The sequence below is a fragment of the Cedecea sp. Ae19-4 genome (assembly GCF_059801165.1).
This window is the reverse complement of the sequence record NZ_JBCHWG010000001.1, coordinates 993191-1007159: the sequence shown is the minus strand read 5'-3', so window position 1 is coordinate 1007159 and position 13969 is coordinate 993191. Positions and strand designations below refer to the sequence as shown.

The window sequence follows — 13969 nt, the reverse complement described above, 5'->3', positions numbered from 1 at the left end:
ACAACAATAAAAGTTAAAAACCTCTTATTTGGCAAGGATATATCATGATTTTTGACCCCACACTTTTGATCCTTCTGGCGCTGGCGGGATTAGGTTTTGTCAGCCATAACACCACCGTCGCGGTTTCCATCCTCGTGCTGATTATTGTGCGCGTCACCCCGCTGAACACCTTTTTTCCGTGGATTGAGAAACAGGGCCTGACGGTGGGGATCATTATTCTGACTATCGGCGTGATGGCCCCGATAGCCAGCGGCACCCTGCCCGCCAGCAACCTGCTCCACTCTTTCACCCACTGGAAATCGCTGGTGGCGATTGTCGTCGGGATTGCGGTTTCATGGCTCGGCGGGCGCGGCGTGACGCTGATGGGCAGTCAGCCAGGCCTGGTAGGCGGTCTGCTGGTTGGCACCGTCCTTGGCGTCGCCCTGTTCCGTGGCGTGCCGGTCGGGCCGCTGATCGCCGCCGGGCTGGTTTCCCTTATTGTGGGTAAGCAGTAGCCTCCTGCCGCTGCCAACGGTGAATGCGCCAGGCCAGCGCGCTGCACAGCAGGTAATAAACCAGACCGGTAAAGATAAAAATGGCCGCCGGGTAAATTTGTACCCGGCTGTTAACCTGCCCGGCCACGGTTGTCAGCTCCGGTACGTTGACGATAAACGCCAGCGACGTGTCTTTGATGAGCGAGATAAACAGCCCGGCAAACGACGGTAAAGCGTTGCGCAGCGCCTGAGGCAACAGCACTAACCTCAGCGTTTGCCATGGCGTAAATCCGCCGGCAACCGCCGCCTCATTTTGCCCCTTCGCCAGCGCATTCAGCGCCGCCAGCGTGGTGTACATCACCGCCGCAGACGTAAACCAGGCCAGCGCCAGCGTGACGGTTAACGGCCCCGGTAAATCACGCCCGGTAATGGCGGGCAGCAGGAAATAGAGCCAGAAGATAACAAAAATCAGCGGAATGCCGCGGATCAAATCGGCCCAAATGAAAAGTACCCGCCGCACAATACCGCCGTAGCGCCAGGCGACACAGGCCAGCAATAACCCCAGCCCCAGGGCAAGCACGCCAGCGCCCACGGCCATCATCAGCGTTAGCAACACGCCGCCCGGCTCGCCCTGAGCCATTCTTCCCCACAGCAAATAATCGAGGTTGTCCGTAATAACCGAAATGTTAGCGATCATGCTGTACCTCCGGTTTACGTAACCCGCGTTTCCCCGGCGCAAAGAGTGTAAATAGCCCGCTCATCGCCAGTCCCAGCAGCAGATAAAGCACCGTGCCTGCGGCAAAAGCGCCCAACGCATGGGCGTTGTAGCTTTCGATACGGCGCACCTGGCTGGTGAGCTCGGCAAAGCCGATGCCCGTGGCCAGCGAGGAGAGCTTCATCAGGTTGAGATATTGCCCGACCACCGGCTGCCAGGCGTTAACCACGCCCTGGGGCAGCAGCACGGTGCGAAAAAGCTGCCACTCAGAGAAGCCCTGAGAAAGTGCAGCTTCGGTTTGCCCCTTCGGCACCGCCTGCAACCCGCTGCGGATCTCCTCCACCAAAAATGCCGAGGTGAAAACCCCTAGCCCCCACGCCGCGCAGAGAAACTCCGGCGTCAGCCACCAGACGCCGCCGGGCAGCTGAGACCAGCTGTGATCGTCATTAATAAAGCCGCGCCAGCTCTGCGGCAGCGCGTTCCACGCCGCGAAATACCAGAAAAGCAGCTGTACCAGCAAAGGCGTATTGCGAAAAATGGAGATCCAGCTTGCCGTGAAATAGCGTCCCGTCCGGCCACCGGCGAGCCGAAGACCCAGCAACAACACGGCAAACAGCGTCGCAATGATTATCCCGGCGAACGTCACCCACGCGGTGGTCAGCAAACCGGAGATAAGCCAGGCTCGCGGTGCTCCACTTAACACCCCCGCCCAGTCAAAGTAGCTGTTCATGATTCGGCCCCGGCATGTAGCGGGTCGAGTACCTTTTGCAGGAAACGACGGGCGCGGGGATGCTGCGGCGAGCGGAAAAACTGCGCCGGGGCCTCCTGCTCGAGAATGGCTCCGCCGTCAATGAACACCACTCGGTCGGCGATTTCACGCGCGAACTGCATCTCATGCGTGACCACAATCATGGTAATGCCGCTGTGGGCGAGATCCTTCATCACCTGCAGAACTTCACCGATCATCTCCGGGTCAAGGGCCGAAGTCGGTTCGTCAAACAGGATAATTTGCGGCGATGACGCCAGCGCCCTGGCAATCGCCACGCGCTGCTGCTGCCCGCCTGAAAGCTGCGCCGGATAGTGCTGCGCTTTGTCTGCGAGGCCGACTCGGGCCAACAGCGCCAGAGCCTGCTCATGCGCCGCCTCACGCTTCCAGCCGTGAACGTGGGTTAGCGACAGCGTAATGTTCTGTTCAGCCGTCAGGTGGGCGTAAAGGTTAAACTGCTGAAACACAAACCCGATTCGGCTTCGCAGGCGGCGCAGCGTCCTGTTATTCAGCGCTCGGGTGGGTTTGCCATCGATAAAAATATCGCCATCGCTGAGGGTTTCGAGCTGGTTGATGAGCCGTATCAGCGTCGATTTCCCCGAACCGGACGGGCCGCAAATCGCCACTACTTCTCCGGCCGCGATAGTCAGGTCTATCTCGCGCAAGACGGATGTTTCACCATAATTTTTACTCGCTTTGCGAAATTCAACGCTGGCGGACTGCAGATGCAAAAAATCCGCAGCCGAAGCTGCGGACAAAAGAGGCGGTCGTTTAAACATATTATTTGGCTACAATTTTAAAGCTGCGCGGCTGCGGGGTTTTGCTGTCGGGGCCAAACCAGGCGCTGTAGATTTGCTCTGCCTGGCCACTTTGTTCCAGCTTCACCAGCTCGTCGTTAACCGCTTTTAAAAGGGCAGGTTCCCCTTTCTTCACGCCAACGCCAATCTCTTCCTTGCTCAGCAAGTCCGGCAGAATTTTAAACTTCGCCTTATCCGGCGCTTCGGCCAGCAGCCCGGCAAGAATAGTGCTGTCCTGAGTGATCGCCTGGACGTTACCGTTGCGCAGCGCGGTAAAAGCCAGCGGGATATCATCATAAGAAAGCACTCGAATTGACGGGAAACGCTGCACCAGCGCCTGTTCTCCGGTGGTGCCTTTCACCGCACCCACGCGCCCTTTCGCGTAATCCTCAAGCTTATCCGGCCCGGAAGCCGGGACCAGGAACTGCTGCCCGGTCACAAAATAAGGGGTAGAGAAATCCACCACCTGGGCGCGTTCCGGCGTAATGGTGATATCCGCCACGATAAGGTCGACCTTACCGGACTGCAGGAGCGGAATACGGTTCGCCGGGTTGGTGGCCACCAGCTCAAGCTTAACGCCCAGAGATTTAGCCAGTGCTTTCGCGAAATCAACGTCATAGCCCACGATATCGTGCGTTTTAGCATCTACAGAGCCAAAAGGTGGATTTGCGTCAAAAGTGGCCACTTTAACCACCCCCGCTTTTTGAATATCCGCCAACTGGTCTGCGTGAACCGCGGCGGAGGCCAGGCCGGACAGGGCCAGAACCAAAGCAGAGAGCGTTAATTTACGTTGCGCTGTTGTGTGTGAAGTTGTGTACGTTAAAGCCTTTACCTGTGCCATTGATTTTCCTTGTTATCCCGTCTGTGAGCGAGCTATGCCTTTACGCTCGCACAAGCGCCTTTCCCTCGCCAATGCTTAATCCTGCATTGCATATGCAGAAAACATATTAGTTAATTCTGCGTTAAATCTTTTACTTATAGATTTAACAAATAATTGAGTTAAGTGATTATTTTAAAAATAAAAAATTGGCGATTTATGGCATAAATTTGTGACTCACCCGCTAGTTTTCAGATCTGGTGAAAAAGTTTCCCTTCTCCTGGGCCGATAAGCTTTTCAAATAATAGGAGAGGCAAAATGAAATCACTGGCTCACAATTTGTTGCTATTAATTTGCTGTTCGATTTTGATGTCCGCCCTGGTTACCGCCATTTCACTCTACGGCAGCCACCGAAGCGCCCAAAGCACCGAAAGCGGCCTGCTGGCAAAGGATTTGATGTCTGACATCAAGCCCGCACCGATTTACCTGATTGAACTGCGGCTGGTGCTTTCGCGCGTGGTGGAAGGCACGCTGAGCGTCGATCAGGCCGATGCCGAAATTAAGCGCCTCAGCGCGCAATGGCACCAGCGCGTTGATTACTGGAAGGCCGCCCTGCCACCTGAGCTGCAGCAGAATCTGCTCGGGGAACAATACCAGGCCGGGATGGCAATGATCAAAGATGCCAATGACCTGGTGGAGCTTATTCGTTCGGGCGCCCCGACGCCGCTGTTTGAAAAGCTGAAAGCGGCCGATAAAGACTTTTTCGCCCACCAGAAAGGCATTGAATCCTTCGTTAAAGCCTCCGCCGAGTATGCCGATAACGCGGTAGAAAAAGCCCAACACAGCAGCATTAACTCCACGCAATGGCAGCTGATCGGTTCCGGTGCCGCCGTGTTGCTGCTGCTGGTTGTCGGCTGGTGGGTTCACCGCACGATTTTCCGCTCACTGGGTGGCGAGCCAAGTGAAGTGGCCGAGATTGCCAACGCCGTGGCCTGCGGAGATCTCACCCGAGAAGTGAAAGTGCGCGACGGCGACAGAAGCAGCGTCATGGCCGCGATGGAAACCATGTGCCAGCAGCTCACCATGGTCATCCATCTGGTGCACGAAAGCAGCAACCAGATATCCACCCGCTCCAGCGAGATTGCCAGCGGCAATATTGACCTGGCTTCTCGCACCGAAGAACAGGCCAGCGCGCTGGAGTAAACGGCGTCGTCGATGGAAGAGATGACCGCCACGGTGAAGCAAAACGCAGAGAATGCCCAAAGCGCCAGCCAGTTGGCCAATACCGCCTCGAGAAGCGCGGAACAGGGCGGCGCGGTAGTGGCCCAGGTCGTGGAAACCATGGACGGCATTTCAAGCTCCGCCAACAAAATCACCGATATCATCGGCGTTATCGACAGCATCGCCTTCCAGACCAACATCCTGGCGCTGAACGCGGCGGTAGAAGCCGCCAGAGCCGGTGACCAGGGGCGCGGTTTTGCGGTTGTTGCCGGCGAAGTGCGCAGCCTGGCCCAGCGCAGCGCCAGTGCGGCCAAAGAAATTAAAGAGTTAATTGAAGACTCGGTGAATCAGGTCGCCAGCGGCAGCAGACTGGTAAACGAAGCGGGCAAGACCATCAACACCGTGGTGCAGGACGTGAAGCGCGTCGCTGCGCTGATGGTGGAGATTACCCACGCCAGCGATGAGCAAAGCAGCGGCATTGAGCAGGTCAGCACGGCCATCAGCCAGATGGATGTCACCACCCAGCAAAACGCGGCGATGGTGAATCAGGCCTCCGAGGCGGCCGAATCGCTGCTGGCGCAGACCTATGAGCTGAATACCGCCGTGTCCCAGTTTAAGCTGGCTAGTCTGTAAAATCGTCCCCGCCCAGGGTGCTTAAATAACGCCCTGGCGTGGTGCCGAGCGCCTTTTTAAACATGGTAATAAACGCCGTGGTGGAGTCGTACCCCAGCGACTCCGCCACGTTTTGCACGGTCATCCCGCTTATCAAATACCGCAGCGCCACGATGAGCTGCATCTGCTGCCGCCAGCGCAGAAAACTCAGCCCCGTTTCTTTCCCCACCAGTCGGGCCAGATTACGCTCGCTCATCGCCATGTCGTCCGCCCACTGGGCCAGCGTTTTCTTCTCCTTCAGGTTTTTCGCCATGCTGTCCGCCATCGCACGTATTTTGGGGTGTGAGGAGATCGGTAGCTGGAGCTGTTCCACCGGCTGATTAGGCAGCTCATCAAACAGCACCTGCACCAGCCGTTGAATGGGCGCACATTCGAGATATTCATGGGGAACGTTGGACAGGCGCAGGATCAGTTCCCGCACCAGCGGCGAGATCTTCAGCGTGCAGCATTCCTGCGGCATGGCGACCGCCTCCGGTTCAATAAACAAAAAGCAGAGCCGCGCGTCCGCCGTCACCCGGTTGCTGTGTGGCATTTTCCCCGGCACCCAAACCGCATACTGCGGCGGCACCATCCACATCGAGTTGGTGACTTCGCTGGTGATACCGCCGTGGAGCGCCAGGATCAGCTGTCCTTTTCGATGGGTGTGGATGGGCTTTTCGTTATAGGTTTGCGCGGCGCGAATGCGAAACGCCAGCGCGGGCGTCACGATGCTGTCCGGGTCAAACCCTTCGAGATCCAGGTCACGTTCCATAGCATGTCCGAATTTAGCGATAATCTGTCATTTTAGCTTGATTCGTAAAAAGGCAGAAGCGTGTATCTTTGTTTTACCGTTTTTCAGGACTCAGACACATGACTTCCACGACTTCAGCGAGCAAAAAGAGCCGCGCTCTGCTTCTGCTCGGCATTCTGATGATTGCCACCACCCTGCGCGTCACCTTTACCGGCGCGGCACCGCTGCTGGATATGGTGCGCGATGCACTTGCGCTGTCCACCGCGCAGATCGGGATTTTAACCACCCTGCCCCTGCTGGCCTTTGCGGTTGTTTCCCCGCTTGCCGCCGGGATCGCCCGCCGCTTTGGTACCGAGCGCAGCCTGTTTGGTGCGTTGCTGATCATTTGCGCCGGGATTGCTTTGCGCTCCGCCGGCCACGCCGCGCTGCTGTATATCGGCACGGCTATCATCGGCTGCGGGATCGCCATGGGCAACGTGCTGCTGCCCAGCCTGCTTAAGCGCGACTTCCCCGGCCAGGTCGCCAAACTCACCGGTGCTTACTCGCTCACGATGGGCGTGGCCGCCGCGCTGGGCTCGGTGATGGTGGTGCCGATTGCCCTGCACGGCTTCGGCTGGTCCGGCGCCATGCTGTCGCTGATGATCTTCCCGCTGCTGGCGCTGATTGTCTGGCTGCCGCAGCTTGGCAGCAGCACGGTAATGAATCTGTCCGGCAACCCGGCGCTGCACAGCCGCGGCATCTGGTCTTCGCCGCTGGCCTGGCAGGTCACCCTGTATCTGGGGATTAACTCGCTGGTCTATTACGTGATTATCGGCTGGCTGCCTTCCATTCTGATCAGCCACGGCTACAACGAAGCCGAGGCCGGGTCGATACACGGTATTTTGCAGCTCGCCACCGCCATTCCGGGATTGTTTGTCGGCCTGATCCTGAGCCGCCTGAAAGACCAGCGCGGAATTGCCGCTCTGATGGCGCTGCTGTGGTGTCTGGCGACGCTCGGCCTGTGGCTGCTGCCGGCCTTCTCCATCTTCTGGGTGTCGCTCGGCGGCTTTGGCTCCGGCGCGGCGATGATTCTGGGGCTCTCTTTCATTGGGATGCGCACCGGTTCCGCACATCAGGCGGCGGCGCTGTCCGGCATGGCTCAGTGCGTAGGCTATCTTCTGGCCGCCTTCGGCCCGCCGGTGATGGGGAAGATTCATGACATTACCGGCAGCTGGGCGATCCCTTTATTAGGTTGCGCGCTACTTTCGGTCGTCATGGGCGTCTTTGGGGCTTATGCTGGACGCCAGAAAGAGATTGGCGCGGCGGAGAAAGCCGTGGCCTGAACAGACCCCCAAGGAGGATCGAATGGCATCATCGGCACCGCAGAACATTTTCGACGACCCGGTATTTTTTGAAAATTACCGTCAGTTACGGGAGCAGGACTCTGGCCTTAACGGGCTGCTGGAGATCCCCGAGCTTTACTCCCTGCTGCCCGCGCTGGATGGCCTGAAGATCCTCGACCTGGGCTGCGGCTTTGGCGACTTTGCCCGCTTCGCCCGCGCCCACGGGGCGGCAAGCGTGACGGGTTTTGATATCTCGGAAAAGATGCTCGCCCAGGCGCGAGCCGCGACCCAGGACAGAAACATCAGCTACCACAATTTACCGCTGGAGCAATTCTCGCCGGAGGGTGAAACCTGGGACCTGGCGATTTCGTCGCTGGCGCTGCACTACCTCGAAGATTTCGCCCGCCTGAGCAACGCTATCTTTGCTGCGTTAAAACCCGGCGGGCAGTTTATCTTCTCCGTGGAACACCCAATGTGCACCGCCTTCCCGGTAGGCTGGCAACCCTATAAAGAAGAGGTTATCTGGCCGGTGAACCACTATCACCAGCAAGGCTTACGCCACACCAGCTGGTTCGTGGAGGATGTGCAAAAGTACCACCGCACCACGGAAACCTATGTCAATACCCTGCTCGACAGCGGCTTCGCCCTCACCCGAATGCTGGAAACCAAACCGACGGCAGAAACCCTGACACAGCATCCACGTCTGGCAAAAGAGATGCGCCGTCCGGCCTTTTTGATTCTTCGGGCGACTAAGCCTCGGTAAAGATAAGGTCTATGATGCGATTTAAGCAGGAGCCAGGGCATCGCTTTATATCCGACGGTGACTTCAACCGCATGTCGCTTCTGTTTTCTTACCCTCACCCTAACCCTCTCCCTGAAAGGGAGAGGGAATAGATAAAGCTACCTGGGAGCACTTTCCCCGACATATGTTTTCTCCCTCTCCCTTTGGGAGAGGGTCGGGGTGAGGGCTGTTACCCGCACCCCTAAACCCCGAATTTATCTCTCAGCGGCGGCCAGGAACGCCTCAACCAAAGGGGATGGTCTGCCTTTCAGCGCATTACGTTCGTGCTGGAACAGCGTTGCCACAAAGAACGGATGCCCCTGAAGTTCAACCGCACGAATCTCACCTTGCTTATCCCAGCCGGTCGGCTTCAGGGGTTCACCGGCAAGGGCGGTGGCAAACAGCTCCGCAATGCCGTAGTTGCAGTGGTAGCCCTCTTCAATTTCCGTCTTGCCATAGGCTCGCCCGGCGATGGAGTCTGCCAGCAGCGAGATGCTGTCTGAAACCTCCACCAGCGAGCAGCTCAGGCGGCCAATCACCAGTCGCCCTTCGCTCGCGGTTTCCGCATGGCCTGCATCTTCCCAGCCGAGCACGTTACGCGCATACTCCACCACCGCATACTGGAACCCGGCGCAGGTACCGAGGAAAGGCACGCCGTTTTCTCGCGCAAAGCGAACGGCAAGGTAAGCGGCATCTTCATTCAGATAAGGGCTGGAAGGTACGCACCAGATGGCGTCATAGCCCACCAGATCTTCAGGGCTGGTCACTTCCAGCGAGGAGACCCAGTCATAATCCGCGCTGACGCCAAGCGCGGCGGCCGCATTATCTAACGCCTGAGGAATGGCCTGGTGTGCAATCACCGCCGGGTTATAATCGCCGACAAGCGCAATACGTAAAGTGGATTTCAACTGTGTGTCTGACATGCTTTGGTTGGCCTTATGTTTGAGGGAAGAGAACAACATAAGGAATGATAGAGTAGGCGTTTTGCTTTGCGCTGGCAACCGCAAAAATTGGCAGTCTTTCACCGCTTTCCACCCGGACAAACAATGTAGTAACGTGTCGGGTTCACTTCATCGAAGAAAAAAATGAAAGCAAAAATACTGGTTAGCGCCTGTCTGATGGGGTTTCAGGTCCGCTATGATGGTCGCGAAAAATCACAAACTGGCGCAGCCCTCGCCCGACTGCAGGCCGAAGGCCGCCTGGTTATCCACTGTCCTGAACTCGCCGCCGGGCTGCCAACACCTCGCCTCCCCGCAGAGCTTAGTGGAGGCAGCGGTGAAGCCGCTTTACTCGGACATGCCGCCATTCTGGAAAGCGACGGCGCAGACGTCACCGAACCTTATCTTCTTGCCGCCTGGCTCGCGCTTCAAACCGCCCGGGAGAATAACTGCCTGTTTGCTATTCTTACTGACGGCAGCCCGACCTGCGGCAGTCAGAAGATTTACGATGGCCACTTTGCAGGCAAAACAATCCCGGGTCAGGGCGTCGCGGCAGCACTGTTGCGCCAGCACGGCATCGAAGTCTTTGCGGACCATCAGGTCCCACTCTTGCTGAGCAGGCTTGAGGCCGTCGATAAGGAGAGAGCATGATCCGCTGTAAACGCGTCTATGAAGACCCGGCTGAAGATGATGGCTACCGCGTGCTGGTGGACAGACTGTGGCCAAGAGGAATGAAAAAAAGCGACCTGCACTACGATGAATGGCCGAAAGAACTGGCGCCCTCGAACGAGCTACGCCAAGCCTTTCACAGCGAAACTATCGACTTTGCCGCCTTCAGCAAGCTCTACAGGCAAGAGCTTAGGCAACATCAGGACGCAGCCCAAGCGCTTGCCCGACGCGGCGAACACGGCACGCTGACATTGCTGTATGGCGCAAAAAATACCGACCAGAACCATGCGCTGGTGCTGGCCGACTTTTTACGTCACTGCGGGGATCAATAGCTGAGGTGGAGCTCGTCTTCCTGTAGGGAAAAATCTTTGTCCAGCGGCATTAAATGCTCGGCACGCACGAAGGCATAGCCCTGGCGACCATCAAAGGCGATAACCTCGCCGGTCACCAGCCAAAGCGGATAGTTTGCCTCCGGCGGAAGCTGTGTTACCACGCCTGTCACCGGATTAACAAAGCGCTCCCCCGGCTGACACAGCCCGAACAGTTCTACCGCTTTACCAATATTCACCCGCCCAGCGGCAGTACGAGCGCCGATGATCATCGCCAGGCTGCCCGGTTTTAATTGAAACATTGCTGCTCCCCTCACTTTTTCGCCGCGAGATCAGAACATTCCTGGCGCAAAAAGTAAACGGCATGGCCACCCGTAACTAAGGTTTTTCTTAAATTATTTTGCGAGCCTGTCCGACAGCGCCGCCAGGAACAGCCTCAACGCGGCGGGCAGGTAGCTTCGGCTCCGATAGATACCGTAGATCCCCATCGATCGCGGCGGATAAGCTTCAAGCACTTTGACCAGCTCCCCGCTCTCGAACCGCGGCTTAGCATCCTGAACCGGCAGCATCGCAATCCCCACGCCGTCCGCGACCGCGTCCATCAGCACCACGGAGTCATTGGCACTGAAGTTGCCGCTTACCTCCACGTTCAGCGGCTCACCGTTTTCATCCACCATTTGCCAGATGTTGCGCAGGAAATAGCTATATTGCAGGCAATTGTGGTGCGCGAGATCGCCCGGCGTGCGCGGCATCCCCCTTTGCTCAATGTAGGACGGCGAGGCATAAAGCCGGGAGTCACATTCCCCCAGGCGGCGGGCGATAATATTGGGATCGAGATCGTTGGTGATGCGAATAGCCAGATCGATACGCTCCTCAATCATATTCACCGCCTGGCTGCTGACGTGCAGCTCCACCCTCACGTCCGGGTAGTCGCGCAGGAAGTCAGACAAGAAAGGCACAATGTAATACCGGGCGCCAAACTGGGAACAGGCCACCCGCAGAGTCCCCGAAGGCAAATCCTGCTGCTTCTGCGCCGCAATACTTTCCGCTACCTCGTTGAGCGCTCGGGTTTGCTGCAGCACCCGCTCACCGGTCGGCGTTAGCGTCAGTTTGCGGGAGGAGCGATGCAACAGCCGCTCTCCCGCCCAGTGCTCCATTTGCTCCAGATAGCGGCTCACCATCGGCCGGGACATATTTAACGCCCGCGCCGCGGCGCTCAGGCTGCCCAGTTCACAAATGCGGGTATAGACTTTTGCAGCAATGATTCTGTCCATTCTTTCGCCCATCTGTTCGATTTATGAAACTTATCTTACCTGAATAAGGCCATTACGATTCACAAAATGCAATTTACACTGTTTCTCATTCCCAAACGGGCCCATTGATTCAGTTAATCAGGATAGAAAAAGATGAAGACACAGACCCTGGCCGCGGCCACCCTTTTGTTCTCCACGGCAAGCTTTGCCGCCCCGCTGACGCTGGACGTCTACAACCCGCAGGACAAAGGCGTCTTCCCGGTCACCTCTACGCTGATCAGCGGCCCAACGGAAGCCACGTTGGTCGATGCCCAGTTCAGCGTTAAAGACGGCGAGGCGCTGGTGAAAATGATTCAACACAGCGGCAAAAAGCTGACCCGCGTGCTTATCACCGCCGGTGACCCGGATTATTACTTTGGCCTGGAGCCCATTGTTAAAGCGTACCCGCAGGTAAAAATTGAAGCCACGCCGCTGGTCGTCGACCATATCAACCAAACCAAAGCAGAGAAGCTCAAATACTGGGGCCCAATCCTGAAAGATGGCGCGCCAAAAGAAGTCTTCGTGCCGCAGGTGACGCACGAGACAACCTTCACCGTCGACGGTGAAAAAATTGAGCTGCGCCAGCCCGCTTCTCACGCTGCATATCTGTGGATCCCGGCCAACAAAACGATTCTTGGCGGCGTAGGTGTCAGCTCCGGTATTCACGTCTGGACCGCCGATTCCCAGACAAAAGCTGCCCGTCAGGAATGGCGCGATGTGCTGGATGAAATGGCGGCCCTGAAGCCAAAACGCGTGATCCCGGGCCACTACATTGGTGAAGTCAAACCAGGCGCGGCCCCGGTGGTCTTTACCGGCGACTATTTAGCCGACTTTGAGCTGGCGCTGAAGAAAGGCAAAAGCGCCCCGGTCATTGCGGAAATGAAGCAAAAATATCCGGGCCTGGCCGATGAAAGCTCGCTGGAGATGAGCGCCAAAGTGAATACCGGCGAAATGAAGTGGTGATTCGCTAAACGTAAAAAGGGAGCAAAAGCTCCCTTTACTACGATCAGCAAACTAAAAAGGGAGCCTGCGCTCCCTTTTTATTATTTGAAGTCGACCTTCATCAGCTCGGGAATAGAATAATCCCGGGTGGTTTCCACGCAACGGCTGATGTAATCCACAAAGCGCGGCGGCGGAGACATGCCTAAATCCAGCAGCTTCTCGTTAGAGAAACGCACGTTCAGCATAGAGAACTCCCCGTACAGACGCATCGCTCGCAGCATCAAGCGCTCATTGCACGGCCCGTAAATGGATTTGAAGCTTCTGCGGCTTTTCACCAGCTCGCTGTAATCCACCTGCTCGTAATTGGAGAAGATCGGCGTCTGGTTCAGCGCGCTGGACATCGCTTCATCGATGTCAGCAAAGCGGATGCTGCTCACGTCCCCGGCGGAGATGTGGTAGATCTTTTCTTTCAGCGAGTCGCTCTTCGCCAGCAGCAGCAGCGCTTCTGCGCAATAGTCCACCGGAATAACGTCGATTTTGTCATCCAGGGAGCACATAAATTTCCCGAGCATCAGCACCATGCGGAAGACCCAGAAGATGCTGCTGGACGGGCGGCAGCCCTGCTCGCTGTGGCCCACCACGATGGATGGACGAGCGATAACCAGCGGCAGCTGCGGGAACTGCTCGGACATCATGCGTTCGATGGTGGACTTAGACCAGGTGTACTGCACCAGGTGCTCTTCTTCCGGCTTGCTCGACATGCTTTCCGTGACCAGCGTGCCCGCATCCGGTACACAGGACATTGCGGTGCCGACGTGCAGGAAACGCTGCAGGCCCTTCACCTGGGACATGCGGCGAGCAAACTGCAGCGTGCCTTCCACGTTAACTTTCCAGATCAGCGCATTCTCGCCAAACGACGCCACCGCGGCGCAGTTAATAACGTGCGTGACGCTGGACAGTCTTTCATCATCCAGAAAATGTTCAGGCTCGGCTAAGTCACCCAGCAATATATTTTCCGGGTTAATTTGTGCCAGCTGTGCTTCAGTACAGCCAAAATTAGCAAGGTTATTTCTGATTCTGGCCACGCCCTCCTGAGGAGAGTTCGCTCGTACCAATAGTAATATGGTATTGAAAGAAGATTCAGAGAGGGATCGGGCTAAAACCGCGCCGCCCAGGAAACCTGTCGCACCGGTAATCAAAAGTTGACTCATTATTATAACCTCAGGAGTGAAAACACGAGCATAGTAAAATGGCAAAAATAAACGTTTCCTCAATAAAGCGGATTACCTTTACATAATGCCCAGTACTTTCGTGTAACGGTTTGTACGTCCTTGTTTTAAAAGAAAAATAAAAATAAAAAATTAATTTCAGGCGCAATTATTTTGACTATTTATTGATGTCGGTAATATTAAGAAAACCTTAATAAACGATAAACAGAACCGTTATTTCTGGGTAATCAGGAACTCTTTTTAATTTACAGGAAATAAAAAGCCCACAACAGTGGG

17 protein-coding genes are annotated in these 13969 nt (G+C 56.5%); 8 read left to right on the top strand and 9 right to left on the bottom strand.

Annotated elements, in window-relative coordinates:
- The first annotated feature begins 47 nt into the window (after positions 1 to 47).
- Positions 48 to 494: a DUF441 domain-containing protein gene (locus AAIE02_RS04810; RefSeq protein WP_498532664.1), complete on the top strand. Its 447-nt coding sequence runs from the start codon at positions 48 to 50 to the stop codon at positions 492 to 494.
- On the opposite strand, the gene AAIE02_RS04805 is transcribed toward AAIE02_RS04810, so the two are convergent.
- From AAIE02_RS04805 to AAIE02_RS04790, 4 genes are read right to left on the bottom strand one after another with little or no spacing between them, the layout of a single operon-like run.
- On the bottom strand, positions 475 to 1170 hold the full coding sequence (locus AAIE02_RS04805; RefSeq protein ID WP_336982503.1) for an amino acid ABC transporter permease: 696 nt from the start codon (positions 1168 to 1170) through the stop codon (positions 475 to 477). The two genes, AAIE02_RS04810 and AAIE02_RS04805, sit on opposite strands and share 20 nt — an antisense overlap.
- The gene (locus tag AAIE02_RS04800; protein ID WP_498532078.1) at positions 1160 to 1918 is read right to left on the bottom strand and encodes an amino acid ABC transporter permease; all 759 of its coding nucleotides are present in this window, start codon (positions 1916 to 1918) and stop codon (positions 1160 to 1162) included. Before AAIE02_RS04800 ends, AAIE02_RS04805 begins: the two co-directional genes overlap by 11 nt.
- A complete protein-coding gene (locus tag AAIE02_RS04795; protein WP_498532077.1) occupies positions 1915 to 2733 on the bottom strand; it encodes an amino acid ABC transporter ATP-binding protein in 819 nt (272 codons plus the stop codon). Before AAIE02_RS04795 ends, AAIE02_RS04800 begins: the two co-directional genes overlap by 4 nt.
- Before the next feature lies 1 nt (position 2734).
- Positions 2735 to 3592 (bottom strand): ABC transporter substrate-binding protein, encoded by an 858-nt coding sequence (locus AAIE02_RS04790; RefSeq protein ID WP_498532076.1) that lies wholly within the window; start codon positions 3590 to 3592, stop codon positions 2735 to 2737.
- A gap of 294 nt (positions 3593 to 3886) precedes the next feature.
- Between AAIE02_RS04790 and AAIE02_RS04785 the strand changes: the two genes are divergently transcribed.
- Entirely contained in the window at positions 3887 to 4771 is an 885-nt protein-coding gene (locus AAIE02_RS04785; protein WP_498532075.1) for a hypothetical protein, read from the top strand.
- A gap of 12 nt (positions 4772 to 4783) precedes the next feature.
- The gene (locus AAIE02_RS04780; protein ID WP_498532074.1) at positions 4784 to 5422 is read left to right on the top strand and encodes a methyl-accepting chemotaxis protein; all 639 of its coding nucleotides are present in this window, start codon (positions 4784 to 4786) and stop codon (positions 5420 to 5422) included.
- Here AAIE02_RS04780 and AAIE02_RS04775 read toward each other — a convergent pair.
- Positions 5412 to 6212, bottom strand: a complete 801-nt coding sequence (locus tag AAIE02_RS04775) for an AraC family transcriptional regulator (RefSeq protein WP_336707992.1) — start codon at positions 6210 to 6212, stop codon at positions 5412 to 5414. The genes AAIE02_RS04780 and AAIE02_RS04775 overlap by 11 nt on opposite strands.
- A 98-nt stretch (positions 6213 to 6310) precedes the next feature.
- Here AAIE02_RS04775 and AAIE02_RS04770 point away from each other — a divergent pair, with 98 nt between their 5' ends.
- Positions 6311 to 7513: a CynX/NimT family MFS transporter gene (locus AAIE02_RS04770; RefSeq protein WP_336707990.1), complete on the top strand. Its 1203-nt coding sequence runs from the start codon at positions 6311 to 6313 to the stop codon at positions 7511 to 7513.
- A gap of 22 nt (positions 7514 to 7535) precedes the next feature.
- Positions 7536 to 8276 carry a class I SAM-dependent methyltransferase gene (locus AAIE02_RS04765; RefSeq protein ID WP_336707988.1) on the top strand — a complete coding sequence of 247 codons (741 nt, stop codon included), beginning with the start codon at positions 7536 to 7538 and terminating at the stop codon, positions 8274 to 8276.
- Between the two features lie 233 nt (positions 8277 to 8509).
- Here AAIE02_RS04765 and AAIE02_RS04760 read toward each other — a convergent pair whose 3' ends face one another.
- Positions 8510 to 9217 carry a CTP synthase C-terminal region-related (seleno)protein gene (locus tag AAIE02_RS04760; protein WP_008456709.1) on the bottom strand — a complete coding sequence of 236 codons (708 nt, stop codon included), beginning with the start codon at positions 9215 to 9217 and terminating at the stop codon, positions 8510 to 8512.
- Between the two features lie 162 nt (positions 9218 to 9379).
- On the opposite strand from AAIE02_RS04760, the gene AAIE02_RS04755 reads away from it, so the two are divergent.
- Both AAIE02_RS04755 and AAIE02_RS04750 read left to right on the top strand, forming a co-directional pair.
- Positions 9380 to 9883, top strand: a complete 504-nt coding sequence (locus AAIE02_RS04755; protein ID WP_166993944.1) for a 2-thiouracil desulfurase family protein — start codon at positions 9380 to 9382, stop codon at positions 9881 to 9883.
- Complete coding sequence (locus AAIE02_RS04750; RefSeq protein WP_336982489.1) at positions 9880 to 10233, top strand: DUF488 domain-containing protein; 354 nt, start codon at positions 9880 to 9882, stop codon at positions 10231 to 10233. Before AAIE02_RS04755 ends, AAIE02_RS04750 begins: the two co-directional genes overlap by 4 nt.
- Here the strand turns inward: AAIE02_RS04750 and AAIE02_RS04745 are convergent.
- The gene (locus AAIE02_RS04745; protein WP_061272831.1) at positions 10227 to 10532 is read right to left on the bottom strand and encodes a hypothetical protein; all 306 of its coding nucleotides are present in this window, start codon (positions 10530 to 10532) and stop codon (positions 10227 to 10229) included. The genes AAIE02_RS04750 and AAIE02_RS04745 overlap by 7 nt on opposite strands.
- A gap of 93 nt (positions 10533 to 10625) precedes the next feature.
- A complete protein-coding gene (locus tag AAIE02_RS04740; protein WP_008456717.1) occupies positions 10626 to 11504 on the bottom strand; it encodes a LysR family transcriptional regulator in 879 nt (292 codons plus the stop codon).
- Positions 11505 to 11636: 132 nt separating this feature from the next.
- Between AAIE02_RS04740 and AAIE02_RS04735 the strand changes: the two genes are divergently transcribed.
- Complete coding sequence (locus AAIE02_RS04735) at positions 11637 to 12485, top strand: Vmh family MBL fold metallo-hydrolase (RefSeq protein ID WP_008456719.1); 849 nt, start codon at positions 11637 to 11639, stop codon at positions 12483 to 12485.
- Between the two features lie 80 nt (positions 12486 to 12565).
- Here the strand turns inward: AAIE02_RS04735 and AAIE02_RS04730 are convergent, their stop codons facing one another.
- Positions 12566 to 13675, bottom strand: coding sequence for an SDR family oxidoreductase (locus AAIE02_RS04730; RefSeq protein WP_498532073.1), 1110 nt, complete (start codon positions 13673 to 13675; stop codon positions 12566 to 12568).
- Between the last annotated feature and the right edge of the window lie 294 nt (positions 13676 to 13969).

Coding starts and splice junctions, on each gene's coding strand:
- AAIE02_RS04780 (WP_498532074.1), top strand. CDS start 4,784: ATGGAAGAGATGACCGCCACGGTGAAGCAAAACGCAGAGAATGCCCAA.
- AAIE02_RS04760 (WP_008456709.1), bottom strand. CDS start 9,217: ATGTCAGACACACAGTTGAAATCCACTTTACGTATTGCGCTTGTCGGC.
- AAIE02_RS04735 (WP_008456719.1), top strand. CDS start 11,637: ATGAAGACACAGACCCTGGCCGCGGCCACCCTTTTGTTCTCCACGGCA.
- AAIE02_RS04740 (WP_008456717.1), bottom strand. CDS start 11,504: ATGGACAGAATCATTGCTGCAAAAGTCTATACCCGCATTTGTGAACTG.
- AAIE02_RS04730 (WP_498532073.1), bottom strand. CDS start 13,675: ATGAGTCAACTTTTGATTACCGGTGCGACAGGTTTCCTGGGCGGCGCG.
- AAIE02_RS04755 (WP_166993944.1), top strand. CDS start 9,380: ATGAAAGCAAAAATACTGGTTAGCGCCTGTCTGATGGGGTTTCAGGTC.
- AAIE02_RS04805 (WP_336982503.1), bottom strand. CDS start 1,170: ATGATCGCTAACATTTCGGTTATTACGGACAACCTCGATTATTTGCTG.
- AAIE02_RS04775 (WP_336707992.1), bottom strand. CDS start 6,212: ATGGAACGTGACCTGGATCTCGAAGGGTTTGACCCGGACAGCATCGTG.
- AAIE02_RS04770 (WP_336707990.1), top strand. CDS start 6,311: ATGACTTCCACGACTTCAGCGAGCAAAAAGAGCCGCGCTCTGCTTCTG.
- AAIE02_RS04785 (WP_498532075.1), top strand. CDS start 3,887: ATGAAATCACTGGCTCACAATTTGTTGCTATTAATTTGCTGTTCGATT.
- AAIE02_RS04750 (WP_336982489.1), top strand. CDS start 9,880: ATGATCCGCTGTAAACGCGTCTATGAAGACCCGGCTGAAGATGATGGC.
- AAIE02_RS04800 (WP_498532078.1), bottom strand. CDS start 1,918: ATGAACAGCTACTTTGACTGGGCGGGGGTGTTAAGTGGAGCACCGCGA.
- AAIE02_RS04790 (WP_498532076.1), bottom strand. CDS start 3,592: ATGGCACAGGTAAAGGCTTTAACGTACACAACTTCACACACAACAGCG.
- AAIE02_RS04765 (WP_336707988.1), top strand. CDS start 7,536: ATGGCATCATCGGCACCGCAGAACATTTTCGACGACCCGGTATTTTTT.
- AAIE02_RS04745 (WP_061272831.1), bottom strand. CDS start 10,532: ATGTTTCAATTAAAACCGGGCAGCCTGGCGATGATCATCGGCGCTCGT.
- AAIE02_RS04795 (WP_498532077.1), bottom strand. CDS start 2,733: ATGTTTAAACGACCGCCTCTTTTGTCCGCAGCTTCGGCTGCGGATTTT.